Source organism: Mesorhizobium sp. M0159 (assembly GCF_040322295.1).
Taxonomy (GTDB): domain Bacteria; phylum Pseudomonadota; class Alphaproteobacteria; order Rhizobiales; family Rhizobiaceae; genus Mesorhizobium.
In genome coordinates this window covers 1-23,021 of record NZ_JAMYTF010000011.1, presented here as the reverse complement: position 1 = coordinate 23,021, position 23,021 = coordinate 1, and the positions used below count along the sequence as shown (strand labels likewise).

At 63.1% G+C, this 23,021-nt stretch carries 21 protein-coding genes and 2 tRNA genes; 10 read left to right on the top strand and 13 right to left on the bottom strand.

Annotated features, from left to right (window positions below; genetic code table 11):
* The first annotated feature begins 23 nt into the window (after positions 1 to 23).
* Positions 24 to 296 (top strand): HU family DNA-binding protein, encoded by a 273-nt coding sequence (locus tag NKJ32_RS13865; protein ID WP_023674657.1) that lies wholly within the window; start codon positions 24 to 26, stop codon positions 294 to 296.
* 87 nt (positions 297 to 383) lie between these two features.
* Here the strand turns inward: NKJ32_RS13865 and NKJ32_RS13860 are convergent, their stop codons facing one another.
* A complete protein-coding gene (locus NKJ32_RS13860) occupies positions 384 to 1,406 on the bottom strand; it encodes an aldo/keto reductase (protein ID WP_352827838.1) in 1,023 nt (340 codons plus the stop codon).
* A 184-nt stretch (positions 1,407 to 1,590) separates the two neighbouring features.
* Between NKJ32_RS13860 and hxlB the strand changes: the two genes are divergently transcribed.
* Both hxlB and NKJ32_RS13850 read left to right on the top strand, forming a co-directional pair.
* On the top strand, positions 1,591 to 2,157 hold the full coding sequence (hxlB, locus tag NKJ32_RS13855; RefSeq protein WP_352827835.1) for a 6-phospho-3-hexuloisomerase: 567 nt from the start codon (positions 1,591 to 1,593) through the stop codon (positions 2,155 to 2,157).
* Between the two features lie 5 nt (positions 2,158 to 2,162).
* On the top strand, positions 2,163 to 2,906 hold the full coding sequence (locus NKJ32_RS13850; RefSeq protein WP_352646520.1) for a creatininase family protein: 744 nt from the start codon (positions 2,163 to 2,165) through the stop codon (positions 2,904 to 2,906).
* 50 nt (positions 2,907 to 2,956) lie between these two features.
* Here the strand turns inward: NKJ32_RS13850 and NKJ32_RS13845 are convergent, their stop codons facing one another.
* The 3 genes from NKJ32_RS13845 to NKJ32_RS13835 form a co-directional block, all read right to left on the bottom strand.
* Positions 2,957 to 3,874: a carbohydrate ABC transporter permease gene (locus NKJ32_RS13845; RefSeq protein WP_352456619.1), complete on the bottom strand. Its 918-nt coding sequence runs from the start codon at positions 3,872 to 3,874 to the stop codon at positions 2,957 to 2,959.
* 13 nt (positions 3,875 to 3,887) lie between these two features.
* Positions 3,888 to 5,009, bottom strand: coding sequence for a carbohydrate ABC transporter permease (locus tag NKJ32_RS13840; RefSeq protein WP_352827921.1), 1,122 nt, complete (start codon positions 5,007 to 5,009; stop codon positions 3,888 to 3,890).
* Positions 5,010 to 5,137: 128 nt separating this feature from the next.
* Entirely contained in the window at positions 5,138 to 6,802 is a 1,665-nt protein-coding gene (locus NKJ32_RS13835) for an ABC transporter substrate-binding protein (RefSeq protein ID WP_023674663.1), read from the bottom strand.
* A gap of 293 nt (positions 6,803 to 7,095) precedes the next feature.
* Between NKJ32_RS13835 and NKJ32_RS13830 the strand changes: the two genes are divergently transcribed.
* Genes NKJ32_RS13830 through rbsK form a run of 3 tightly spaced genes read left to right on the top strand, consistent with a single transcriptional unit; the run spans position 7,096 to position 9,584 of the window.
* Positions 7,096 to 8,154: an ABC transporter ATP-binding protein gene (locus tag NKJ32_RS13830; protein WP_352456634.1), complete on the top strand. Its 1,059-nt coding sequence runs from the start codon at positions 7,096 to 7,098 to the stop codon at positions 8,152 to 8,154.
* A gap of 31 nt (positions 8,155 to 8,185) precedes the next feature.
* Positions 8,186 to 8,638, top strand: coding sequence for an RbsD/FucU family protein (locus NKJ32_RS13825; RefSeq protein ID WP_352571442.1), 453 nt, complete (start codon positions 8,186 to 8,188; stop codon positions 8,636 to 8,638).
* A 4-nt stretch (positions 8,639 to 8,642) separates the two neighbouring features.
* Positions 8,643 to 9,584: a ribokinase gene (gene rbsK / locus NKJ32_RS13820; protein WP_031211227.1), complete on the top strand. Its 942-nt coding sequence runs from the start codon at positions 8,643 to 8,645 to the stop codon at positions 9,582 to 9,584.
* 92 nt (positions 9,585 to 9,676) lie between these two features.
* Here rbsK and NKJ32_RS13815 read toward each other — a convergent pair.
* Positions 9,677 to 9,753 (bottom strand) — tRNA-Asp (locus NKJ32_RS13815).
* 217 nt (positions 9,754 to 9,970) lie between these two features.
* On the opposite strand from NKJ32_RS13815, the gene NKJ32_RS13810 reads away from it, so the two are divergent.
* Together NKJ32_RS13810 and NKJ32_RS13805 are read left to right on the top strand one after the other, a co-directional pair.
* Positions 9,971 to 10,046: transfer RNA gene (locus tag NKJ32_RS13810), tRNA-Val, on the top strand.
* Positions 10,047 to 10,244: 198 nt separating this feature from the next.
* Positions 10,245 to 10,571, top strand: coding sequence for a hypothetical protein (locus tag NKJ32_RS13805; RefSeq protein WP_352619169.1), 327 nt, complete (start codon positions 10,245 to 10,247; stop codon positions 10,569 to 10,571).
* Positions 10,572 to 10,771: 200 nt separating this feature from the next.
* Here NKJ32_RS13805 and NKJ32_RS13800 read toward each other — a convergent pair whose 3' ends face one another.
* The 6 genes from NKJ32_RS13800 to NKJ32_RS13775 form a co-directional block, all read right to left on the bottom strand.
* On the bottom strand, positions 10,772 to 11,428 hold the full coding sequence (locus NKJ32_RS13800; protein ID WP_352824302.1) for a GNAT family N-acetyltransferase: 657 nt from the start codon (positions 11,426 to 11,428) through the stop codon (positions 10,772 to 10,774).
* Positions 11,425 to 12,195 carry an SDR family oxidoreductase gene (locus tag NKJ32_RS13795; protein WP_352575962.1) on the bottom strand — a complete coding sequence of 257 codons (771 nt, stop codon included), beginning with the start codon at positions 12,193 to 12,195 and terminating at the stop codon, positions 11,425 to 11,427. The genes NKJ32_RS13800 and NKJ32_RS13795 overlap by 4 nt, the downstream gene beginning before the upstream one ends.
* Positions 12,192 to 13,187 (bottom strand): ABC transporter permease, encoded by a 996-nt coding sequence (locus tag NKJ32_RS13790; protein ID WP_352575964.1) that lies wholly within the window; start codon positions 13,185 to 13,187, stop codon positions 12,192 to 12,194. Before NKJ32_RS13790 ends, NKJ32_RS13795 begins: the two co-directional genes overlap by 4 nt.
* 164 nt (positions 13,188 to 13,351) lie before the next feature.
* On the bottom strand, positions 13,352 to 14,392 hold the full coding sequence (locus NKJ32_RS13785) for a sugar ABC transporter substrate-binding protein (protein ID WP_352571438.1): 1,041 nt from the start codon (positions 14,390 to 14,392) through the stop codon (positions 13,352 to 13,354).
* Between the two features lie 39 nt (positions 14,393 to 14,431).
* A complete protein-coding gene (locus NKJ32_RS13780) occupies positions 14,432 to 15,196 on the bottom strand; it encodes an ATP-binding cassette domain-containing protein (protein ID WP_352456627.1) in 765 nt (254 codons plus the stop codon).
* A complete protein-coding gene (locus NKJ32_RS13775; RefSeq protein WP_352827832.1) occupies positions 15,193 to 16,359 on the bottom strand; it encodes an ROK family transcriptional regulator in 1,167 nt (388 codons plus the stop codon). The genes NKJ32_RS13780 and NKJ32_RS13775 overlap by 4 nt, the downstream gene beginning before the upstream one ends.
* Positions 16,360 to 16,680: 321 nt before the next feature.
* On the opposite strand from NKJ32_RS13775, the gene NKJ32_RS13770 reads away from it, so the two are divergent.
* Positions 16,681 to 17,472 carry an alpha/beta fold hydrolase gene (locus NKJ32_RS13770; RefSeq protein ID WP_352575968.1) on the top strand — a complete coding sequence of 264 codons (792 nt, stop codon included), beginning with the start codon at positions 16,681 to 16,683 and terminating at the stop codon, positions 17,470 to 17,472.
* A gap of 75 nt (positions 17,473 to 17,547) precedes the next feature.
* Here NKJ32_RS13770 and NKJ32_RS13765 read toward each other — a convergent pair whose 3' ends face one another.
* Both NKJ32_RS13765 and NKJ32_RS13760 read right to left on the bottom strand, forming a co-directional pair.
* Positions 17,548 to 18,828, bottom strand: coding sequence for a M23 family metallopeptidase (locus NKJ32_RS13765; protein WP_352827829.1), 1,281 nt, complete (start codon positions 18,826 to 18,828; stop codon positions 17,548 to 17,550).
* Between the two features lie 138 nt (positions 18,829 to 18,966).
* A complete protein-coding gene (locus NKJ32_RS13760; RefSeq protein WP_352622771.1) occupies positions 18,967 to 19,434 on the bottom strand; it encodes a peroxiredoxin in 468 nt (155 codons plus the stop codon).
* 96 nt (positions 19,435 to 19,530) lie between these two features.
* Between NKJ32_RS13760 and NKJ32_RS13755 the strand changes: the two genes are divergently transcribed.
* The gene (locus NKJ32_RS13755; protein WP_352827826.1) at positions 19,531 to 22,905 is read left to right on the top strand and encodes a hypothetical protein; all 3,375 of its coding nucleotides are present in this window, start codon (positions 19,531 to 19,533) and stop codon (positions 22,903 to 22,905) included.
* Positions 22,906 to 23,021: the final 116 nt, after the last annotated feature.

Genomic DNA, 23,021 nt, shown 5'->3' with positions numbered 1-23,021 from the left:
TTTTCTCATGGAAGGGAATTTTTATGAACAAGAACGAACTGGTGTCCGCTGTCGCCGATGCCGCGAGTATTTCGAAGGGTGACGCGCAGTCGGCGGTTGATGCGGTGTTTTCCGTCATCACCGGCGAACTGAAAAAGGGCGGCGATGTCCGGCTTGTCGGCTTCGGAAATTTCACCGTGTCACAACGCGCCGCGTCGACCGGCCGCAATCCGCAGACCGGTGCGGAAGTGAAGATCCCGGCGCGCACCGTGCCGAAGTTCTCGGCCGGCAAGGGCCTCAAGGACGCGGTCAACTAAGCGCCTCCTTAAGTCTTTCAGAGAAAAGAAAAGCCGGTATATCCGGTTTTTCTTTTCTGTGCCCGCAGCGTCGTTGGAAAGGCGGCACTATGCCGTCGGCGCATCCGCGCGCATCAAGCCTTCTGTCTTGAGATCGGCCCACAGCGCCGGTGGCGGTTTCGCGTCGAGCAGCGAGCGATTGCTTTCGACTTCGCCCGGCCGCTGGCCGCCGGGGATTACCGAGACGACGGAAGGATGCAGCAGCGGGAACTGCAGCGCCGCCTCGATCAGGCGCACGCCGTGGCGCTTGCAGACGGCCTCGATGCGGGTGACGCGGTCGATGATGTCCTGCGGCGCCTCCGAATAATTGTAGTAGGCGCCGGGCTTCGGCCCGGTTGCCAGGATGCCGGAATTGTACGGCCCGCCGAGAACGATGCCGATGCCGCGTTGCTGGCATAGCGGCAGGAAAGACTGCAGCGCTTCCTGCTCCAGCAGCGTGTAACGCCCGGCAAGCAGGAACAGATCGAAATCGCCGCGCTCGGCCAGCGTCTGGGCAACCGGCCACTCGTTGATGCCGCCGCCGAACGCCTTGATCACGCCCTGGTCGCGCAATGCCAGCAATCCGTAATAGCCGGAGCTCATGAATTCCTGGATGCGCTGGTCCGAGGCTTCCTTGCTGCCATGGGTGAAGATGTCGACATCGTGCACGAAGAGGATGTCGATGCGGTCAACGCCGAGCCGTTCCAGCGAGGCTTCGAAGGAGCGCATGACGCCGTCATAGCTGTAATCGTAGACCTCGCGGCGCGATGGGGTGTCGAAGAATTTGCCGATGCCGGTGCGCTGTTCCGGCGGGCAGGCGCGCATGATGCGCCCGACTTTGCTGGACAGCACGTAGTCGTCACGCTTCTTCGAACGCAGGAACGGATTGAGCCGCGTTTCGGCAAGGCCCAGCCCATAGAGCGGCGCGGTATCGTAGTAGCGGCAGCCGACCCGCCATGCCGCCTCCAGCGTAGCATTGGCATCCTCATCGGATACGGCGCGATAAAGATTGCCGAGCGGCGCAGTGCCGAAGCCGAGCTCGGTGAAGGTGATGCCGCCATTGCCGATGCGGTCGAAATGCCGTGTCTCCATAGGCCGTCGTTTCCTCATTTGCGATTTGCCGTGACACTATCACGGCTGTGGCGCATCAAAAGCTCTGTGTGTCGTTGGACACCGATTTTCGCGGTGATAGCATGAGTGAAAACAAGCTGTTCGGGGCAGATGTGACTGACATATTCAAGTGGTTCTCCGGCACCTGCAAGCTGGTGCAAATGTCATGACGGACGTCGGCGAAAACCTGTTTGGGATTGCGCTGAACGAGCTTGGCACCGTGCTGGAGCGTATCGACGCAAGCCGCATCGACGCCGCTTGCGCCATCCTGGCTGGCGCGAAAAAGATCGTCACCTATGGCTGCGGCCGCGAGGCGCTGCAGGTCAAGGGTTTTGCCATGCGGCTCTACCATCTCGGTCTGCCGGTGTCGGTCGTCGGCGACATGACCACGCCGCCGCTGGGCGAGGGCGATGTCTTCCTCGCAAGTTCCGGCCCGGGTGAGACGTCGACGGTGCTGACCTTGATGCAGGTCGCGCGCGAGGCCGGTGCCACAGTCCTGCTGCTCACCGCGCAAGCCGACAGCACTGCCGCGAAGCTGGCCGACTTCACACTGCTTATCCCGGCTCAGACCATGGCCGACGACCAGGACCCTGAAAAGACATCCGTCCTGCCGATGGGCTCGGTTTTCGAAGGCGCGCTGTTCGTCCTCTTCGAAGTGATGGTGCTGAAGCTCAGGGATCTGACCGGCGTCTCGCCGGGAGCGATGCGCGCCCGCCACACCAATATGGAGTAGGTGTCATGCGCTACGAATTGATGCTGCCGCACCAGATCCGCAAGGCGATCGCCGAGAACCGGCCGGTCGTGTTGCCGCTCGGTGTGCTCGAATATCACGGCGAGCACATGGCCGTCGGAATGGACACGCTGGCGGTGGTCAAGAGCTTGGAACTGTTCGAAAAAGAAGCAGAGATCGTCATTCTGCCACCCTTCCATTACGGCGCGGCGAGCTATGCTGTTGCAGCACCGGAAGGCAGTGGTTCGGTGCAGGTCGGCGGCAATGTGCTGGCGCCATTTGCGGAAGAACTGTTCTACAGCCTGCTGCGCATCGGCTTCCGCAACATCCACGCCATCATTCACCACCAGACCGAAAATTTTGCCGCCGGCATGCCGACCGATCTCGCCTTCAAGGCTGCCGGCCGGCAGGCGATCTTCCGCTTCCTGGAGAAAGAACGTGGCGAAGGCTGGTGGGGCGCTCCGGCGATGGCCGACTATTATGCCGAGCACGCCGAGGGCAGCAATTTCTTCAACTGGGTGCAGGTGCATCCGCTGATGCCGGCTTCAATGCACAGCCGGTACCCGTTCGACCATGCCGGCACCGGCGAGACGTCACTGATGCTGGCGCTGTGCCCGGAAGCGGTCGATGCCGGCCGCTTCGCCGACAACACCGGCTGGTACACGGCAAGTGCGCCCGAAGCCTCGGCGGAATTGGGGCAAAAAGGGGTTGCCATGATCCTCGAGCATTTGCGGGCAACACTTTCGGGTTAGCGCGCTTTTCCCTTCTCCCACAACAAGGGGAGAAGGGAGAGCCGGCGCAGTTATTTCACCGCGCCCGCTGTCATGCCCATGATCAGGTAACGCTCGAGCGCGATGCCGATGACGGCGAGCGGTGTGATGGCGGCGGTGGCAAGCGCTGCCATCGACCACCAGTTGATGCCTTGTGAGCCGGTCTGGCTGGCCACCATGACAGGAATGGTCTTTGCGTCGGTCGAGGTCAAAAGCGCGGCGAAGAAATACTCGTTCCAGCACAGCACCATCGCCAGGATGAAGGCGGCGACCATGCCCGGCAGCGCGATCGGCATGACGATGCGCAAGAAGGCGCCCCAGATCGACAGGCCGTCGACGAGTGCTGCCTCCTCCAACTCCACCGGGATGGAGTTGAACTGGTCGCGCATGATCCAGATGACGATCGGCAGCACCATCAGCGTGTAGAGCAGGATCAGCCCGACGCGCGTGTCGAGCAGGCCGACCTCGCGGTAAAGCACGAGGAAGGGCAGGGCCAAAACCACCGGCGGCAGGATCAGCTGAGACAGGAAGAAGAAGGAAATGTCCTCGTTCCTGAACCAGGCGAACTTGTAACGATAGCGGGTCAGCCCGTAGGCGGCGAGGCTGCCGATGACGATGGCGAGGGTCGACGCGCCGACCGAAGTGATGACCGAATTCATGAAACGCTTGATGAATTCGTCGCGCACAGTCGATGTCCGAAAGATCGAGTCCGGCGACAGGCCGAGCGAACGCCAGCCCTTCCAGTCGGGTTTGAAGTCGACAAACGGGATCAGATGGCCCTGGGTGACGTCGACCGCGGTCTTGAACGAGGTGGTTATCGTCCAATAGATCGGGAACAGGCAGATGAAAGCCCAGAAGATGAGGGCGCCGTAGATGAAGACGCGGTTGGCGAAGAACGCCGCCGGCGAGCGGATTTCGGAGGCGGCAAAGTCGGTGGTTTGAACGCTCATCTTGCCGGCCCGATCAGTTGACGTTGCGCACGAAGCGGCTGGCGAACTTCAGCAGCCAGGTCACGAACACGATGATGATGATCAAATAGGCCATCGCCAGCATCGTGCCGTAGCCGACGTTCGAGCGGTCGCGATATTCGCGGTAGATGAAACTGGACACCGAATCGGTCGCGCCGCCCGGCCCGCCGGAGGTGACGGTGATGATGATGTCGGCGAGCTTCAGCTTGAAGATGATGCGCAGGATGACCGCTGTCACCGACACCGGCAGCATCAGCGGGAAGGTGACCTGCCAGAAGGTCTGCCAGGCAGTCGCGCCATCGACACGCGCTGCCTCGAGCACCTCGCGCGACATCGCCTGCAGGCCGGCGAGCAGCATGATCATCATGAACGGGATGAACGTCCACGCGTCGAGCACCATGATCGAGATGCGGGCGGTGATCGGGTTGGAGAAGAAGGCCGGGTTTTCCCAGCCGAGATGGCGCGCCAGTGTCGCGGCCGGCCCGAAGCGGTATTCCATCAGCGACTTGCCGATCATCCACGACACCGCCACCGGTGACAGCATCAGGGGCATGAGAAAGACGACGCGGAAGAATTTTCGCGCCCGGATCTGCGCGTTGAGCAGCAGCGCCAGGCCAAAGGCGATGACATATTCGACGAACACCGCCAGCACGTAGAGCACCATGTTGAACAGCGCGTTGCGATAATAGGCGTCGTTCAGCATCTGCCAGAAATTGTCGAGCCCGTTGAACTGCCGTCCGCTGAAGGAACTGAGGTTCCAGTCGGTCAGCGCGATATAGAAGCCGAACAGCGTCGGGAAGATCACCATGGCAATGGTAAACAGCAGCGCCGGCAGCAGGAACATCGCGCGCTGGCCGTCCTCGCCGCGCGTCAGTACCTGGCCGATGCCGAGCGCGACACCCCACAGCACGTAGGCGTAGACCACCGGCCGCCAGGTCTCGAAGCCGATAGTGTCGACCTCGCTCTTGTAGAGGATTTGCAGTGCGATCACCGCCAGAAGGCCGAGCGTCGCAGCAGCCATCAGAGCCCAGCCAAGCCGTTTGCGGCTCCGCGGTATCAGGTCGGATGGCACGGCGCCTGCCGGCCATTCACTTGTCGACAAAGTCTGGTCAGCCAGGGTCCGGTCAGCCACGCGTTCTTGCCCGTTCACAGGAGGCTCGATGACCGGCCGAGCCGGTCGAGGCCAAGTCGGTCAAGGTGAGGTCCGGCGGCTGTGCGCCGCCGAACCAGTTTCACTATCTCAGCCTACATGCCGAGCGAGGCCTTGTAGAGCTTGACCTGTTTGTCGCGGCCGATCTGGTCGGTCAGCTTCTCCCAGGCGGCTGCGATGGCGTCGGCGCCTTCCTGCGCCTTCATCTTGCCGGCAAAGGTGTTGGCCAAAATGTCCTCGGCGGCGCTGTAGTACTGGAAGATGCCGGGGATGCGCGGCTCGATCGCCGCGTTCGGATGGTTGTAGCTGTCGGCTTCCGACTTCAGATACGAGGTGATGAACGCCTCGTCGTAGCCCGCCGCCACCCATTCCGGAATGTTGAAATGCGAGTTGCGATAGGGCTGGAAACCCGACGGATAGGCCGCGCACCAGAGCGACAGGTCCTTGCCGCCGAGATGGGCAGCGGCAGACCATGCCGCCTTCTTCTTCTTTTCGTCGCTGTCGACGCGGGCCATGACATAAACGCCCCAGCCGAGATAGGCGCAGTTCGGTGCATGGTTCGGGCCGCTGGCGAGCTTGTCCCACTGGCCGGTCTTGGAGTTGTAGACATCGTCCGAGCCCGGCAGGATCGAGAAGCCGGTGATGTCGCCGACGACCGAGGAATCGTTGGTCTTGACGTTCGAACCGACGTCGCCCCACCAGGTAACCATCGAACCGGTGCCTGCCAAGAATTGCTGGAAGGCGGTGGTGTTCGGGTCGGCGTTGATCTGGTCGGCAGGTTCGGAGGGCAGGGCATCGATGACGTCCTGGATCGCCCGCACCCATGCCGGATTGTTGACGCGCGGCTTCATCGTGTCGGCATCGAACAGCCAGGCCTTGTCGTCGGGATGCTTGGCGTAGGCGCTGGCGCGGCTGCCGAGGAAATAAAAGCCGAAACCGCCCCAGGGCTTGGGCGCATCGAGATAGCCAAAGACATCCTGGCCCTTCACCTGCTTGCCCTTGAGGAATTTCGTCACCGCCTGCACCTGCTGCCAGGTCTTCGGCACGCCCCATTCGCCTTCTCCGCCGCCGTCCTTCCAGGCCTTGGCGAGGTCGGCATCGGCAAACACGTCGGTGCGGTAGTTGAAGTTATGCGCGTCGCCGTCAACGGTCACGCGATATTGCTTGCCGTCCCATGTGCCCACCGGCGGCTGCAGATAGGCCACGACATCCTTCATGTCGATCTGGTCCTTGACCCAGTCCGGCATCTCGGAGGTGAGACCCTTGCCGCAGACGTCGCCTTCGAACGGTGCCCCCATTTCGATGATGTCGAAATCGACGGTGCCGGTCGCGATCGACTGCTGCAGGCGGGCGTTGTAGTCAGCCTGCGCCAGGTCGATCCAGTTGATCTTGGCGCCGGTATAGGTCTCCCACGGCTTCAGGAAGCCGCGAAACAGCACATTGTGCAGGTTCTGGTTGTTGAGGCCCATGAAGGTGAGTTCGACACCGGCGAATTCGCCTTCCTTGACATTGGCCTTGGTGGCGCCAAGGCAAAGCTCGCCGACCTGCTGGAAGTCGGCATCGGTCGGCTGACCCTTGCCGACACCCGGGATCTGCAGGATCTGCGCACGCAGGTCGTCGGCGGCCGCAGCCGTGCGCGTCAGCGCACCAAGTCCGGCGCTTGAGGCCGCCGCGAGGGCGGCCATGCTGGCCGCTCCCTTCAGCACGTCGCGGCGGGTGGCCCCGGCGCGGACAAGTTGGTTATAAAGGCTGACTTTCATTTCGTTCCTCCCAGAAGGTCAATTGTGAATTGGTTCAGATGGTGGAGCGCCGATTATGTTCCCCAACGACAGCGACTCCCGTAAATAGCGGCCCGAATTCTCCCTCCCGCGACGCTTGGCATTCAGTGCCGGACAAGCGTACCGGTGCGCCCGGAACAGGGTCATAAGCCGGACACTGTCACTATTCGCACAACGAAGTGCGGTGTCAACGTGAATGGGTTTTTTATCTATAAGAGACTGACTTGCCCTCGCCGTTTGCGTTGTTTAGCTTCACGGCAACTGAAGGGGGAATGATGGCTCAAGTCGCGATCCGCAATGTGGCCAAGGCGTTCGGAACCGTCAAGGTTCTGCACGATGTCAGCGTCGACATCGCCGACGGGCAGTTCGTGGTGCTGGTCGGGCCTTCCGGCTGCGGCAAGTCCACGCTGCTGAGGATGGTGGCCGGGCTGGAAACGGTCTCCGGCGGCACCATCGCCATCGGCGAGCGCGTCGTCAACCATCTGCCGCCGGCCAAGCGCGACATCGCCATGGTGTTCCAGAACTACGCGCTCTATCCGCACAAGACGGTCGAGCAGAACATGGCCTTTGCTCTCAAGCTGCGCAAAACCGACCCGGCGGTGGTCACTGAGCGGGTCAAGCGCGCCGCCGACATCCTCGACCTCAATCCCTACCTCAAGCGCTATCCGCGCCAGCTCTCTGGCGGCCAGCGCCAGCGCGTCGCCATGGGCCGCGCCATCGTGCGCAACCCGCAGGTGTTCCTCTTCGACGAGCCGCTCTCCAATCTCGACGCCAAGCTGCGTGTCCAGATGCGCACCGAGATCAAGGAACTGCACCAGCGGCTGAAGACCACCACCATCTACGTCACCCACGACCAGATCGAGGCCATGACCATGGCCGACAAGATCGTGGTGATGCGCGACGGTCGCATCGAACAGGTCGGCGCGCCGCTGGAATTATTCGACCGGCCGGCCAACCTGTTCGTCGCCGGCTTCATCGGCTCGCCCTCGATGAACCTGCTCAAGGGCGTCGTGCGCAAGGGCGACAAGCCCGTCGTCGAGATCGCCGGGACGCCGTTCCCGATTGCGGCAACCAGTGCCGTCGAGGATGGCCGTAATGTCGTCTACGGCGTGCGGCCCGAGCATCTCGAAATCCATCCCGATGGTGTTCCGGCGAAGATTTCGGTGGTCGAGCCGACCGGTTCCGAGACTTTGGTGTTCCTGCGCTTCGGCGAGGGCGAGATGGTGGCGCTGTTCCGTGAGCGCCACGACTTCAAGCCGGGCGACACACTGCACCTGAAACCGCGGCTCGACCAGGTGCATCTCTTCGACGCAGAGACCGGCAAGCGTCTCTGATTTCGCCCCAGCAAACTTCGCGAGGAATACCATGCTCAAAGGAATCGATCCGCTGCTCAATGCCGATGTGCTGCAGGCGCTGCGGGCGATGGGCCACGGTGACGATCTGATTATCGCCGACACCAATTTCCCGTCCGATTCGGTGGCGCGCCAGACCGTGCTTGGCCGGCTGCTGCGCATCGATGCGTCGGCGGCCGACGTGGTCAAGGCGGTACTGTCGCTCTATCCGCTGGACACCTTCGTCGACGACGCGGCCGCGCGCATGGAGATCGTCGGCAAGCCGGACGACATTCCCGCCGTGCAGCAGGAAGTGCAAAAAGAGATCGATGCCGCCGAGGGCAAGGCCTGGCCGATGATCTCGGTCGAGCGCTACGCCTTCTACGAACGCGCCAAGAAGGCCTATTGCGTCATCCAGACCGGCGAGCGCCGCTTCTATGGCTGTTTTGCGTTCCGCAAGGGCGTCGTGCCACCGGATGCGGAGTAGCGGCATGCCGGCGAAACCGATCGTCATGAAGCCGGTTGTCATATTGGGCGTCTTCGTCGCCGATACGGCCTACCGCGCCGCCCGCCAGCCGCGCATGGGCGAGACGATCCTGGGCACGTCCTTCACGCTCGGCCCCGGCGGCAAGGGCTCGAACCAGGCGGTGGCAGCCGGCCGGCTCGGCGCCGATATCACCTTCCTTACCCGCCTCGGCGTCGATCCCTTTGCCGATATGGCGAGACAGACCTGGTCGCACGCCGGCGTGAAGAGCGCCGTCATCGACACGCCGGAAAGCTACACCGGTGCCGCCTATATCTTCATCGAGGAGACGAGCGGCAACAACGCGATCATCGTCAGCCCTGGTGCGGCGATGCTGATCTCGCCCGCCGATATCGAGGCAAATGCCGGCCTGATCCGCGCGGCCGGCGTTTTCGTCACCCAGCTCGAACAGCCGATCGAGGCGGCGCTGGGGGCGCTGGAGATCGCGCGCGGGGCAGGGGTGACCACCATCCTCAACCCGGCGCCGGCGGCCAGGCTTCCGGACCGTATCTACACGCTTTGCGACTATGTCACGCCGAACGAGACTGAGGCCGAGGAACTGACCGGCATCAAGGTATCCTCCATCGACGATGCCCGCCGTGCCGCCGACAGCCTGCTCGAGAAGGGCGTGGGCGCTGTAATCGTGACGCTCGGCGAAAAGGGCGCGCTGCTGCACACGGCCGACCGTTCCGAGCATGTCGCAGCGGTCGCCGCCGGCCCGGTCATCGAGACCACGGGTGCGGGCGACGCCTTCAATGGCGGCCTGGCTGCGGCGCTGTCGAGGGGGATGGAACCCCTGCAGGCGGTGCGCTTCGCTTGCGCCGTCGCAGGCATTTCGGTGACGCGCCCGGGCACCGCGCCGTCCATGCCGACGCTGCAGGAGGTCGAGGCGCTGCTCGCCGAGGGGTGAGACCGTATGGATTACATCATGAACGAAGACGGTTTTTGACAAATCAACGTCGACATTTCTCCGACACCAGGGGCCGTGGCCCGAAGGAGAAATGGCGCGAGTGACGGGGCTCGAACCCGCGACCTCCGGCGTGACAGGCCGGCACTCTAACCAACTGAGCTACACCCGCGCATGGACGAGCACGTGTCAGCCGTGTTCGTCGTTGGGGCGGTGGATAAGGGGTAAGCCACCGGGTGTCAAGCGGACCCGGACAGCATAACGGCAAACAGCAGAAGGTTTTTTGACAAGCCGAACTTTGTTGCCGAAACCGGCTCCCGGCCAAGCCGCTCGCCGCTCATTTGGCCTTGCGAAGCCGGTCCTAACTGCTTAAAGGTCCGGCCCGGAGCGGGCGATTAGCTCAGTTGGTAGAGCGCTTCGTTTACACCGAAGATGTCGGCGGTTCGAGCCCGTCATCGCCCACCATTTTCCTCGATGTGTTCAGTTTGGGCTACACCGCTCAAGCTGATCGCCCAGGTGAGACGCATCCGATCACTGTGCTACTCGGACTTTGGTCTGATTCGAACTGTCTTTCCGCAGGGACTTAAGTCTGATCTGCTTGCCTCTCATGAGGGAAACGATTGCCGAAAGCTACAACTTGCAGTATCTCAATTGCGTATGGGCATGGGCGGGCGCGAAAATATTCCTGGATGGCTTACGAGTCATCTTCCGGACGATCCCGTGATCGCAGGAGATCTCGCGGATAAGATATCGAAGGAAGCTGAAAAAAACCGGCTTCCAGGCGAACGGGTTGTGAAGACAACCCGTAACGAAGAAGACACCTTCAAGAAAGAACAAGTCGAAGCTTATCCCGACGCCGCGGTTGCAGGAGTCTTTGCCAGCGGTTCATTCCTCGCCCTGTTGGTATTAGCCATTTATCTGCTTTATGTGCTCTCGATTGTGGCCGGGGGAACGGTCGCGGATGTTCCCCTGCCGCCCATACTGAACTAGTAGACGCTCCGCCAACACTTGAATTAGCCCCGCACCGTGTTGATGCTGGTGACTTTCGTGTCTGCGGTGGAGCACGCGACGAAGGTTTCGTTCCCGCGGCAAAGGTGTTCACGCGGGCAACTGGCTGCTGCAGAACGGCAGCATTGTACTTCCATAGGCCTCCCGGTTCTTTGCAACTTGGGCGATTGGCTTGTCGCAGATCAGCCTGCAATCGCCGGAGCGTGAGCAATCCGTTTCGCCACATAAACACAACGCTTCGATGAATCAGCGTCCTGCACCACCTCAAATCCAATCGCCTTGTAGAACCTTAGCGCACCATCGTTCTCCGGCATGACTTCGAGGTGGATGCCGGTAGAGCCGCTCGCGGCAAGCCCCTGCTCGAGGAAGGCCATCGCGCGCCTGCCGATGCCTTTCCCGCGCGCTTGCGGCAACAGGTCGATATGGCCATGCGACGGATAGGCGGTCAGCGCAGGCGGAACAGCGAAATCGGGATGATGGACCCGATGCCGCGCCCAGTCGCTGCCGCGCCAGCGAGAGCTGTCGGGTCCCGGGTCTGCCACGCGCCGCTGAAGGTCGGGATACCAGTCTGATGCCAGGCTGGCATTGAAAGCGCCCGTATCGGCCGCGCCAAGCAGGTAGCCCGCCGCACCTGCGGGACTATCGATAATGAAGGCCAGCTCGGGTTCGAGCACCTGGTAGGGAATAGTGTAGAGGAGGCCGAGCAGTTCCGGGTCGTCCTCGCGGCCGCTGGCGTCCTTGCCGGCATCGCCGGTCTTGAGACAGATCATCGCAAGCGCTGCATGATCGGCGGTGGTCGCCCGGCGCAGGAAGAAACCGCCGCCGAAATCGAGGATCATGGCGGCAGCAGCCGGAAATCCTTGCCCTCGGGCAAAAGCTGCCCGCCGTCGACGATGATGGTCGTGCCCGTGATGTAGCTGGCATCGTCAGAGGCCAGGAACAGGAAGGCATTGGCCACATCGCGAGGGCTGCCGAGACGGCCGAGCGGGATGGCGTCTTCCATGTTCTTGATGAAGGCCGCACCGCGATGCTGCTCTATGCCTTCAGTGAGGATGTTGCCGGGCTCGACGCCGTTGACTGTAATGCCGTAGCCCGAGAATTCGAGCGCAGCCGAACGGATCAGTCCATTGATGCCGGCCTTGGTCGCTGAATAATGGCCGTGGCCGGGGCTGGTGACATGCGGGCCGGTGATCGAGGAGGTGAACAGCATGCGGCCAAAATGCTGTGCCTTCATTGGCACCAGTGCGGCGCGAGCAGCGATGAAGCTGCCGCGCAAGTTTACCGCCATGACCCGGTCCCAATCGTCGGGACTGGTGTTTTCCAGCAATTGCCAGGGATAGATTCCGGCATTCTGCACCATGATGTCGAGCCGGCCGTGACGGTCGAGCGCCAGTGCAACAGCAGCCTCGGCATCAGCCATCTGCGAGATGTCGGTGCGGATGAAGGCGGCGCCGAGTTCGTTCGCGGTCGCTTGCCCCGCCTCGGCCTCGGTGTCGGCCAGGACCAGCTTCGCGCCCTCTTCGGCAAAACGCTGTGCGATGCCCTTGCCGATGCCACGTGCGCTGCCGACGATCAGCGCGACTTTGTCTTCCAGACGGCCGGTCATGCCAGCCTCTGGCGAATGGTCTGCTTGAACGCGTCGAGCAGCACGGCGGCGAGCACCAGCAGGCCGTGGATCACCTGGGTGAAGTTGGCCGGCAGGCCCATCAAATTGATCGCCGTGTTGATGGCCGAGAGCAGCAGCACGCCGGCATAGACGCCGGGCAAGGTGCCGACGCCGCCCTTCAGGCTGACGCCGCCGATGACGACCGCGGCGAAGGCATTGAACAACAGGCCGACGCCGAGATTAGCTGTCGCGCCGGAGGTGCGGATCGCCAGCACCCAGCCGGCAAGGCCGGCAATGGCGCCGGCAAGGACAAAGGCTATGACAAGGTTGCGGTTGACGCGGATGCCGGCGCGGAAGGTCGCCGTCTCGTTGCCGCCGATCATGACCAGGTGCCGGCCGAAGGGCGTCTTGGCCATGATCAGCGAGAACACCACGAAACACGCAATGGCGATCCAGGCTGTCAGCGGCAGGCCACCCAGGCGCTGGATGCCGAACCAGCGGATCGCCGGCGCAAGGTCCTGCGCCGAGCGGCCGCCGGAGATGACCAGCACCAGGCCGCGCACCCAGATGTAAGACGCCAGGGTGATGATGAAGGCGCTCATCTTGACCCTGACCACCAGGTAGCCGTTGAAGGCGCCGATGAGGCCGCCGACCGCAAGCGCGATGAGCAGCGAAACTGGAACCATCAGCCATTGCGGCTGCAACTGGATGCCGAGGCCGATGCCCGATGAGCAGAACAGGATGCCGACCGCCATGGCGCTGAGCGCCGCCACCGATTCGACCGACAGGTCCATATGGCCGGCGATGATGACCAGCGCCAAGCCGATCGACATGACGCCGAGCACGCTCGACGCCTCGATGATGTTGGCAAAAATGCCGAGCTGAAAATAGTTCGGGATGAGGATGGAAAAGACCACCAGCACGAAGACCAGCATGAACCAGACAAGATTGTCGAGGATGAACTCGAGGGTTTGGCGCGTGCGGGGGTTCATCTGCGGATCCGGTTGGCGCATGACCCCGAAAACCATTCGTTCTTCGGAAAGATCAGGCGCGGTTGAAAATTGCTGCAGCATCCCCGTGCGCGTCCGTTTGAACGCACCGGGGCTGCAGGGCTGGGCTCCGGGCCGGCAATGGCCCGGAGCTTCTGGCGAGTTTGCTATTCGACCGGCTTTATGGTTTCGGTCGGCGGCTTCATGTTGCCCCAGAAGGCAGGGTTATCGACATTTTCCTTGGTGATCGCAGCGCCGGGGATCTTGATGTTCGGCCCCCACGCTTCTTTGGTCAGGGTCGATTTCAGGCCAAGCACATCATATTCGCCGGGCTTGATCTCCTGCTTGTTGACCACCTTGTCCATGAACATGGCGACCGCCGCGGCCTGGGCATAGAGCGGCTGCTCGACTTCGACGTTGAGCCAGCCCTTGCGGATCAGGTCGAGGCCGACCGGAGCGCCGTTCGAGCTCATCAGCATGACGTCGCCCGGTTTCTTGCCGGCGGCCTCGAGCGAGGCGACGGCAGCGACCGAAAGATGCGCTGCATGGCTGAAGATCAGGTCGATGTCGGGGTTGGCGAGCAGCTGGTCGTTCACGATGGTCCCGGCTGCATCCGCCGCCCATTGCATGGCCGGCAGCGAGATGATCTTGACGTCCGGGAACGCCTTCATCTTCTCCTCGAAACCCTTCTGGATATCGAGCGTGTAGGGGTCGCCCGGATCGCCGAGCACCTGCAGGATCTTGCCCTTCACCGAGCCGTTTTTCGCGGTCAGGAGCTTTTGCGCCTGGTCGGCGGCGACGTAGCCGATCTCGACGGTTCCGGCCACCGAGGTGAAGTCGGACGGGGTCGAGGTGATCTGGCGGTCGAACTCGACGACCGGGATGCCGGCGGCGCGGGCGGCCTCGATCGACGGTTTCAGCGCATTGAAATCGACGGCGGCAAGAATGATCGCCGACGGCTTCAGCGCGATGACGTCGTTCATCTGCGATTGCTGAGCGTCGGTCTTGTTGTCGGCGTTCAGCGTCTTCATCTCGTAGCCGACCTGCTTCAGGAACAATTCCAGCGCGCTCACCGAGCCGGTCTGGAACTCATCGAGCAATGTCGGCACCATGTAGTAGACGGTGCCCTTGGACTGGGCGAATGCCGGCGTGAGCGTGGCAAAGGCCAGTGCCAGGATACCGAAGACGGAAAGAAGTATTTTCTTCATGTCGTTCGCTCCTCTTGCGCCGGACCCCTCGTTTGTCCCTCAGTTCGTCGGTCCGGCACCGGCGAGCGTCTCTCCGGTGATCATGTTGATCACCGCGTCGGGACTTGTTTTGTTGCGTGCGACGTCGCCCGCCACGACGCCTTGCCGGATCACCACGATCCGATCGGCGACCTGGAAGGCCTGTTGCATGATATGAGTGATTATGACGACGCCGATGCCCTGGCTCGCCACCTGGCGGATCATGTCGAGGCCGCGCCGCGTCTGCTCGACGCCAAGCGCTGCGAACGGCTCGTCGAGAAGCACCAGCTTGCCGCCGAAATGCACGAACCGGTTGAGCTCGATGGCCTGTCGCTGACCGCCCGAGAGGTGCTCGACATTGGTGCGAAGCGAGGGAATGCGGGTGCCCGCGCTTGCCAAGGCTTTTTGCACCACCTGCTCCATGGCGCGCTCGTCGAGCACTGGAATGCCGAGAACCTTCCTGGTGATCTCACGGCCCATGAAGAAATTGGCGACCACGTCGACATTGGTGCAAAGCGACAGGTCCTGGTAGACCGTCTCGATCCCCGCGGCCTTGGCCTCGGCGGGGGATTTGGCGAGGAATTCCTTGCCTTCGAACAGCATGCGGCCGGAGGACGGCTCCAGGCCGCCGGCAATGATCTTGACCAGCGTCGATTTGCCGGCGCCGTTGTCGCCCAGAAGCGCCACCACTTCGCCCTTGTCGATCGAAAAGCTGATGCCTTTCAGCGCTTCGATGGCGCCGTAATTCTTGGCTACGTTGTCGAGCACCAGCAGCGGTTCGCTCATGCTGCGATCCCCTTGTTATGCAAGAGATCCCGACCGCGTTCGCGCTCGGCGGTGAAGATCTGGCCGAAGCGCGGCGAAAGCACTCCTGAGACGGCAAGCGCGGCGGCGCCGCGCAACACCGCATGCTGGCCGCCGCGCGCGACGCGGACGCGGGGGGTCGCGCGGTCGCTTCGCGCCGAGACCGAATTGGGCAGGTGCGCGGCCGCGCCGGCAAGCCTTTCGAGCAGCTCGGTGGACGCCAGCCCGCCGAGGATGATGGTTTCGGGATCGAACAGGTTTTCGATGATGGTGACGGCGTTGCGGAAGATCGGCGCAATCTCGCTCACCCACTCGGCGTCGGCGATGTTGCGGCGCCGCAGCGCTTCGAGCGAGAGATACCGTTCGAGGCAGCCACGATTGCCGCACGGGCAGGGCTCGCCGCCCGGCACTGCGGGAATGTGGCCGATTTCACCGGCGTTTCCCCAGGCGCCGCGCAATGCCGCCCCGTCATGCACCATGACGCCGCCGAGACCGACGCCGAAATAAAGATAGTAATACTCGGAATATGCCGTTCCGAGGCCGTAGAGGCGCTCGCCGATAGCAGCCGCCGCCATATCGGTTTCGAAAAAGGCCGGCAGTCCGGTCGAGGCGGCCAGCCGCTCGCGCAGCGCCACATCCTTCCAGCCGGTCATGGTGGTCGGCCCGACAAAGCTCATGGACTCCACGCCGAACGGTCCGGGCAGCGCCATGCCAATGCCGAGAACGCGGCCACCGGGCCGCAATGCCGTCAATTCGAGCACCATGGCGCCGATCAGCTCGAAAGCGTGGTCGGGCGTTGCATTTGGGGCTTCGCGGTAGGTGCTCTCGATAACATCGCCGCTTAGGTTGATCAGGGCGGCATTGATGCCCAGCGGGGTGACGTGGATGCCGACGGCATAGCCGCCTTCCGGATTGATGCGCAGCGTTGCCGGTGGCAGGCCGCGTCCCTTGGGCTCTTCGCGCAGCGACAACACGTAACCGTGCTCTTCCAGCTCGCGAACGATGGTAGACACCGTCTGCACGGTGAGCCCGACCCGCCTGGCAATTTCGCCGCGGGCGATCGGTCCGTGAAGGCGGATGGATTCGAGCACGATGCGCCGGTTATACGGCCGCCCGAACTCCTGATTGGTTCCCCGCAGTGCCATGCCTTGTGCCCTCGAGAGAGGCCAGACTGGCACTGAAGATTTATTCAGTCAAATGGAATTCAAAAATAATTCGCCTGTGGCCAAGGTCCTTCTAACGCCGGCGAATTCGCGCCCGCCGGCGGATGGGCCAACTCTGGCAATTTTCCAGTATGAAGCGCCACCGGCTGGACGGGAGCCAGGCATGACCTTGGCCGGCAATCCGATCAGCGCCCTGAAGCCCATTTCGGAACCCGGCTGTGAGCCGGCCAGGGATCGGAGTTCGTTGCGCCTTTCCGTTGCAGGGAGCATACTTCCTCTCGCCGGTCTGCGGGAGGAGATGCGATGCCGAAGCTGACCCTCGACGGGATTGATCTCGGCTATGAGGTGCGGGGCGACGGGCCGCCGGTTCTGTTCGTCCACGGCAGCGTCACGAACGGCATGATGACATGGTCCGCCCAGCAACCGCTTGCGGAGCGCTGGAAGCTGGTTGTGGTCGACCGGCCCGGATACGGATCAAGTTCCCCTGCCGAACGCGAGGATTTCGTCGTCGACGCCAGACTGGTCGCCGGATTCCTCGATCGGACGCATGACCTCTGGGACGAAAGCCGCGTCCATCTGGTCGGGCATTCCTATGGCGGCGTCATCTCTCTTCTTGCAGCAGCGATGCGCCCGCGAGCAATCCGTTCGCTCACGGTGATCGAGCCGCCGGCCTTTGACCTTGCGCGCGGGGATGTTGCCGTGAATGAACTCGTGACGCGCCTGAAGACCCACTGGCAAAGCGGACCCCGCGACGATCCCGCGCTTTTCTTGCGCCAGTTCCTCCATCTGGTCGGCTCGGCGATACAATTGCCAGACCCGCTGCCGCCCCCGCTCGCGCAAGGCGCGGCCATGCTCGTCGTCGAACGCGGGCCATGGGAGGCCGAAATTCCGCTTCGGCAACTTGCCGATGCGCCGTTCCCGAAACTGGTGGTATCCGGCGGGCACAGCGCAGCATTCGACGCCGTCTGCGACGTGCTCGAAAACGTGCTTGGTGCCGATCGTGCCGTGATCGCCGGCGCGGGGCACAGCGTTCAGCAGACCGGTGAGCCGTTCAACCGGCGGCTCGGCGCGTTCATGGCTGCTGCTGAGGGCTGAAAGCGATCTATCTTTGATATCGCCTGGCGGGCGGTTGGCCGCGCGCCAGGCTTCACGCCGAATGAATCGCCGGCTCTACAGATACCGCTCGACCTTCTTGCCGACGGTCAAAAACCGCAGCGGATCGATCGCCTCGCCGTTGTGGCGGACCTCGTAATGCAGATGCGGGCCGGTTGAGCGGCCGCTGTTGCCGGTCTTGCCGATGATGTCTCCGGCATCGAGCTTCTGGCCGACGGCGACGTCGATTTCGCTGAGATGCCCGTAACGCGTCACAAAACCGTTGCCGTGGTCGACCTCGATCATGCGGCCGTAGCCGCCGTTCCAGCCGGCCTTGACGACCAAGCCGGCTGCCGTGACCTTGGCTGGCATACCGATCGGCGCCCTGAAATCCATGCCGGAATGCAAGGCGGCCGTGCCGAGGATGGGGTCGGTGCGCACGCCGAACGGGCTGGTAACGCTGCGGCCGGGGGCGGGGTTGGCGAGCGGCAGCCGGCGCGCTTCCTTTTTAAGATGATCCAGCGCGTCAAGAGCCTCGTCCAACTCCTTGACCTTGCTGTCGAAGACCAACGAGCTGTCGAGTGGTATCAGCGGGCCGCCAACGTCGCTCTTTTCGAATTCGCTATCGACGGGCAGGCCGGCGGCCTCGAGCGCCTGCGAGATCGCGTCGGCGCTTTTGTAGGCATTGTCGGCAAGTGTAGCGATGCGGGTGAGCTGCTGGCTCTCGATGGCCTTCAGCGAGTTGTTGATCGAAACGAAGAGCTTGTCTGCCCGGTCGGCCGCGCTTTCGCTCGGCAGCGGATCGGCGCGGGTCGACCACAGCGAGAACGGCCTGGTGTCGTCAACGCCCACAGGAGCGGCAAGGCTGGCGACAGTATACGCCGTCGGCTGGATACTCCCGGTCGCCTCGGCATGTTCGTCCGGCTTTGCCGCCGGCACGGGCGGCGTTGCGACCTCGTTTTCGGCTCGTTCGAGGATCGGGCCGAGGCGGCCGTGACGCAGGCTGAGCTGGCTCTGCCGTTCCAGCAGCTCGCTGACCTTGGTTTCCATCAGTTGCTGATCGAGTAGCTGGCGGCTGGTGATGCGGTCGACCTGGCTGCGCAGCGCCGAGATGCGGTCTTCGTAGGCCTGCTGCATGCGCGCCTGCCGCGCCGTCGTGGCACCGATCAGATCGTCGCGCAGCACCAGATAGGAGGTCGCCAGCAGGTAGCCAATGACGATCGCCGCCAGCGCCGAGCCGCAAAATGCCGCAAGCCACGGGCGTATGGTGAAATGCCTTATCTGGTCGCCCCGGGCGATGATGACCGTGTGGGGCTCTTTGCGTCTGCCGAAGACCGCTGACTGACTGGCTACGTTCACGGGACCAAGCTTTCGTTACGACACCAACGACGAGCCTGATTACACATTATTAGGGTTAACAAAGTTTTGCCGGATCGAACGACAGGCAAAGGTCTTCGCGCAAAACGGGTATCGAATTGCAGCGGCCTGGCGCAGCTCTCAAAGGGCGTGAACCGCCTCCAGCACTTCTTCGGCGTGCCCCTTGACGCGGACGTTGCGCCAGATCCTGGCGATGCGTCCGTCGCGGCCGATCAGGAACGTCGCCCGCTCGACGCCCATATAGGTGCGGCCGTAGAGCTTCTTTTCCACCCACAAACGATAAGCCTCGATCACTTTGCGCTCTTCGTCGGCGACAAGGTCGACGCTCAGATCGTATTTCGCCTTGAATTTGTCGTGTTTCTTGACGCTGTCCGGCGAGAGCCCGATGACGACAGCGCCGGCCTTTTCGAACTCCGGCTTCAACTGCGAAAAGCCGATCGCCTCGTTGGTGCAGCCTGTGGTGTCGTCCTGGGGGTAGAAATAGAGTACGATGGGTTTTCCCAGCAATGCGGCGAGGCTGAGTGAACCGCCGCCGTCGCGCGGAAGATCGAATTGCGGCGCAACATCGCCCACGTCGAGGTCAGCCATACCGATGCCCTTGTTTGAAGTTACGCGCCAGGCTGCATCGATATAATGTCGAGCGGGGATTCGTCCACGATCGAATTCGTTTCAACGGAAGATTGCGTGGATCAGGAGCTACCGCAGCACGAGAAGATCAGGTTCAGGCGTGACGAGATCACCGACCTGGGAACCTTTCCGTCCGCGTGCCGCGTCCCGCCGCTCGGCCAGGCGTCGATCGGTCGCGGCGTCCGTTTGATGGCGCGGCTGTTTGCCGGCCTTGTCGCCCTTGTGCTGCTGGCTGCCGCCGGCGTCTATGCGATCGGCGTGTCCGGCTTCGGCTCGGAGCGGCTTCGCGCGGAAGCCGAAACGGCAATCGAGAAATTGGCCGGCTTCGATGTCGACGTTGCCGTCGGGCCGGCACGGCTGACGCTTGACGGGTCGAGCTTCATTGCGCTGCAGGTCAGCGACGTCAGCCTCAAGACCGCCGACGGAAAACCAATGGCCGATGCAGGCCGGGTCCGCTTCGGCATCCGGCTGATCCCGTTGCTTTCGGGCGAGGTACGGCTGACCAGCGCCCGGATTTCCGACGCGCACATCGTCATGGCGGCAATGCCGTCCGGCGGCGACTGGACGGCCGAGCTGCGCAACCAGGACGGCCTCATCGATCCGGAAAAACTTTCCGCCGCCGTCTTCGCCAACCTCAACCGCGCGCTCGATGCGGTGCGCGAGGATTCGATGCGCCAGATCGATCTGCGCAACGTCGAGCTGGCACTGCCCGAGACCGGATCGGTCAAGTCAGTCACCATCGCCGACGCCTCCGTCTCGCAGTCGGGACCGGGAAGCATGGAGTTTTCATCCGACGCGGATGTCGACGGCAGGGCGCTTACCATCGCCGCTTCCGCCACCCGCGATCCGGCGACGCGACGCATCACCACGCTGGACGCCAGCATCCAGGCAGCGGACGCCGACACTGCGGCAGGTGGCAAATTGGGTGCGATCGCCTTGAAGCTGGCGGGGTCGGAAGGGACCGGCGACAACGGTTCGCGGCTGACCGCTGCCCTGTCACTGACCGGATCGGTGCTCGATCTCGGTTCGCGCGGCCTGCTTCCGGCCGACATCGATCTCGATGCAACACTCGTCGCCGGGTCGAACAAGATCCAGGTCGACAGTTTGCTGGTGAAAACCGGCCGCTCGACCTTCGATTTCGCCGGTTCGATCGGGCCGAAGCCGGCTACCGGCACAGCGGGCGAGGAACCATCCTATCGTTACGACCTGACCAGCGACGGTTCGACCCTGGCGCCTTCGGATTCGCCGGAGCCGGCACTCAGCTTCATTGCCCGTATCGCCGGCATCTACCAGCCGACGAGCCAAAAGCTGGTCGCCGAGCAGATCGGCGTCCGGTCCGGACCGGGCAGCGAAGTGCTGGGCACGGCTTCGGTTTCATTCGTCGCCAACCAGGCGCCGGGCATATCGGTGGCGCTCAATGTCCACGACATGCCGGTCTCGCACGTCAAGCAATTATGGCCATGGTTTTCGGCGCGCAATGCCAGGCTGTGGGTGCTTAAGAACCTGTTCGGCGGCCGCGTCGTCGATGGCAGCCTGCAGTTCCAGGTCGTGCCCGGACGGCTCGGCAACGGCGTGCCGCTTTCCGCCGATGAAGTGTTCGGCCGATTCCAGGTCGAAGGATCGCGCTTCGACACGGCCGGCCGCATTCCGCCGATCCGCGATGCCGTTGGCGTCGTCGGGTTCCACGGCAATGACGTCGACGTCGCGCTGTCGTCGGGCAGCGTCTATATGCCGAGCGGCCGCACGGTGGCGGCGAGCAACGGCACGCTCACCGTCAAGGCGGCGAACCATCCGCCGGTGATCGGCGCGCTCGACATCGATGTCGCCGGCGAGGCGCCGGCAATCGCCGAGCTGGCATCGTTTGACCCGATCAACGCCATGCGCCATGTCGGCCTGCTGCCGGACGACCTGTCCGGCACGGTGACCGGCCACGTCAAGGCCGATATTCCGCTGCAGTCCGGTGTCGACTCTTCCAAACTCGATTGGCTGGTGGCGCTCGACTACAAGGACCTGTCGCTGGGCAAGCCGTTCGAGGGCCAGACGGTCAGCCATGCCGACGGCTCGATCACGGTCGCGCCCGACCGGGCGGTGATCTCGGCGAAGGCGCTGCTCAACGGCATTCCGGCCGAGCTCGACCTGATCGAGCCGCTCAGGGATGGCGGCCCGCCGCGCAGTCGTAAAGTGGCGCTGGTGCTCGACGACAAGACGCGCGCCACCGCCATGCCTGGCCTGTCGACGCTGCTTTCCGGAACCATCAAGGTGGCGATCGACAAGAGTGGCACCGGCAACCAGAACGTGTCGGCCGACCTGACCAACGCCAGGCTGGACATTCCCTGGGCCGGCTGGAGCAAGGGCCCCGGCATTCCCGCCAAGGTCGTCTTCGCCATGGCGAAGACCGGCGACACCACGACGCTGTCCAATTTCGAACTCGACGGCAAGACCTTCTCCATCGACGGCAGCGCCGTGCTGGTCAACGGCGCCTTGTCCTCGGCCCGGTTCAGCAAGGTCACGTTGAACAGGGGCGACGACGTCGCCGTCTCGGTGAAGCGGTCGGGCAAGGCCTATGCGGTCGAGGTCAGCGGCAGCGCGCTGGACGCACGCTCGCTGATCAAGCAATTCACGTCCGATGTCGATACCGCCACCAAGACCACCGGCGTCGATGCGATCTCGGTCAGCGCCGACGTCAGTTCCCTGACCGGCTTTCACGACGAGGTGCTGTCGAATCTGAAACTCGACTACAGCGCCGCCGGCTCCCGGGTGAACGGGCTCAAGGTGAGCGCCACGGCAAGTTCGGGAGCCGCCATCACCATCAGCAACACGACCGGCGGCGGCCTGCGCACGCTCAACATGAAGTCGGCCGACGCCGGCGCCATACTGCGCTTCCTCAATATCTACGAGCATATGGAAGGCGGCTCGATAACGCTGGCGCTGACCGGGGCCGGCGACGGGCCGATGAAAGGCCAGGTCGACGCCAAGAACTTCTTTATCGTCAATGAGCCGAAGCTCGCCTCGATCGTGTCGACGACGCCGGCCGGCGACAACCGCAGCCTCAACGAAGCGGTCAAAGGCAATCTCGACACGTCGAGGGTGAAGTTCGAGCGCGGTTTCAGCGAAATCGACAAGGGCAGCGGCTATCTGAAGCTGCGCAACGGCGTGCTGCGCGGCTCGCGCATCGGCACCACCTTCCAGGGCACGCTCTACGACCAGAACAACAATATGGACATGACCGGCACGTTCATGCCGGCCTACGGCGTAAACCGCATCTTCGGCGAACTGCCGCTGATCGGCGCACTGCTCGGCAACGGCCGCGACCGCGGCCTGATCGGCGTCACCTACAGGCTCAAGGGCAACGCCAACAAGCCGAACCTGGAGGTCAATCCGCTATCGGTGATAGCGCCCGGGATTTTCCGGTCGATCTTCGAGTATCGCTGAGGTCAAAACCCAATTACCTCGAGCGACCGAGTTTGTGATGGGTTTCGGATGCCGGCCGTCTACTGAGATGGCGTGGCTCGAGGCCGGCGTCCGGAAGCCTCCAGGGAAGGAACCCG

What these genes read in the sequence shown, in the direction of transcription:
- NKJ32_RS13805 (WP_352619169.1), top strand. Translation starts at nt 10,245, where the DNA reads ATGGGCGGGCGCGAAAATATTCCTGGATGGCTTACGAGTCATCTTCCG.
- NKJ32_RS13850 (WP_352646520.1), top strand. Translation starts at nt 2,163, where the DNA reads ATGCGCTACGAATTGATGCTGCCGCACCAGATCCGCAAGGCGATCGCC.
- NKJ32_RS13800 (WP_352824302.1), bottom strand. Translation starts at nt 11,428, where the DNA reads ATGATCCTCGATTTCGGCGGCGGTTTCTTCCTGCGCCGGGCGACCACC.
- NKJ32_RS13830 (WP_352456634.1), top strand. Translation starts at nt 7,096, where the DNA reads ATGGCTCAAGTCGCGATCCGCAATGTGGCCAAGGCGTTCGGAACCGTC.
- NKJ32_RS13770 (WP_352575968.1), top strand. Translation starts at nt 16,681, where the DNA reads ATGCCGAAGCTGACCCTCGACGGGATTGATCTCGGCTATGAGGTGCGG.
- NKJ32_RS13795 (WP_352575962.1), bottom strand. Translation starts at nt 12,195, where the DNA reads ATGACCGGCCGTCTGGAAGACAAAGTCGCGCTGATCGTCGGCAGCGCA.
- NKJ32_RS13860 (WP_352827838.1), bottom strand. Translation starts at nt 1,406, where the DNA reads ATGGAGACACGGCATTTCGACCGCATCGGCAATGGCGGCATCACCTTC.
- NKJ32_RS13790 (WP_352575964.1), bottom strand. Translation starts at nt 13,187, where the DNA reads ATGAACCCCCGCACGCGCCAAACCCTCGAGTTCATCCTCGACAATCTT.
- NKJ32_RS13865 (WP_023674657.1), top strand. Translation starts at nt 24, where the DNA reads ATGAACAAGAACGAACTGGTGTCCGCTGTCGCCGATGCCGCGAGTATT.
- NKJ32_RS13845 (WP_352456619.1), bottom strand. Translation starts at nt 3,874, where the DNA reads ATGAGCGTTCAAACCACCGACTTTGCCGCCTCCGAAATCCGCTCGCCG.
- NKJ32_RS13780 (WP_352456627.1), bottom strand. Translation starts at nt 15,196, where the DNA reads ATGAGCGAACCGCTGCTGGTGCTCGACAACGTAGCCAAGAATTACGGC.
- hxlB (WP_352827835.1), top strand. Translation starts at nt 1,591, where the DNA reads ATGACGGACGTCGGCGAAAACCTGTTTGGGATTGCGCTGAACGAGCTT.
- NKJ32_RS13785 (WP_352571438.1), bottom strand. Translation starts at nt 14,392, where the DNA reads ATGAAGAAAATACTTCTTTCCGTCTTCGGTATCCTGGCACTGGCCTTT.
- NKJ32_RS13775 (WP_352827832.1), bottom strand. Translation starts at nt 16,359, where the DNA reads ATGGCACTGCGGGGAACCAATCAGGAGTTCGGGCGGCCGTATAACCGG.
- NKJ32_RS13835 (WP_023674663.1), bottom strand. Translation starts at nt 6,802, where the DNA reads ATGAAAGTCAGCCTTTATAACCAACTTGTCCGCGCCGGGGCCACCCGC.
- rbsK (WP_031211227.1), top strand. Translation starts at nt 8,643, where the DNA reads ATGCCGGCGAAACCGATCGTCATGAAGCCGGTTGTCATATTGGGCGTC.
- NKJ32_RS13760 (WP_352622771.1), bottom strand. Translation starts at nt 19,434, where the DNA reads ATGGCTGACCTCGACGTGGGCGATGTTGCGCCGCAATTCGATCTTCCG.
- NKJ32_RS13825 (WP_352571442.1), top strand. Translation starts at nt 8,186, where the DNA reads ATGCTCAAAGGAATCGATCCGCTGCTCAATGCCGATGTGCTGCAGGCG.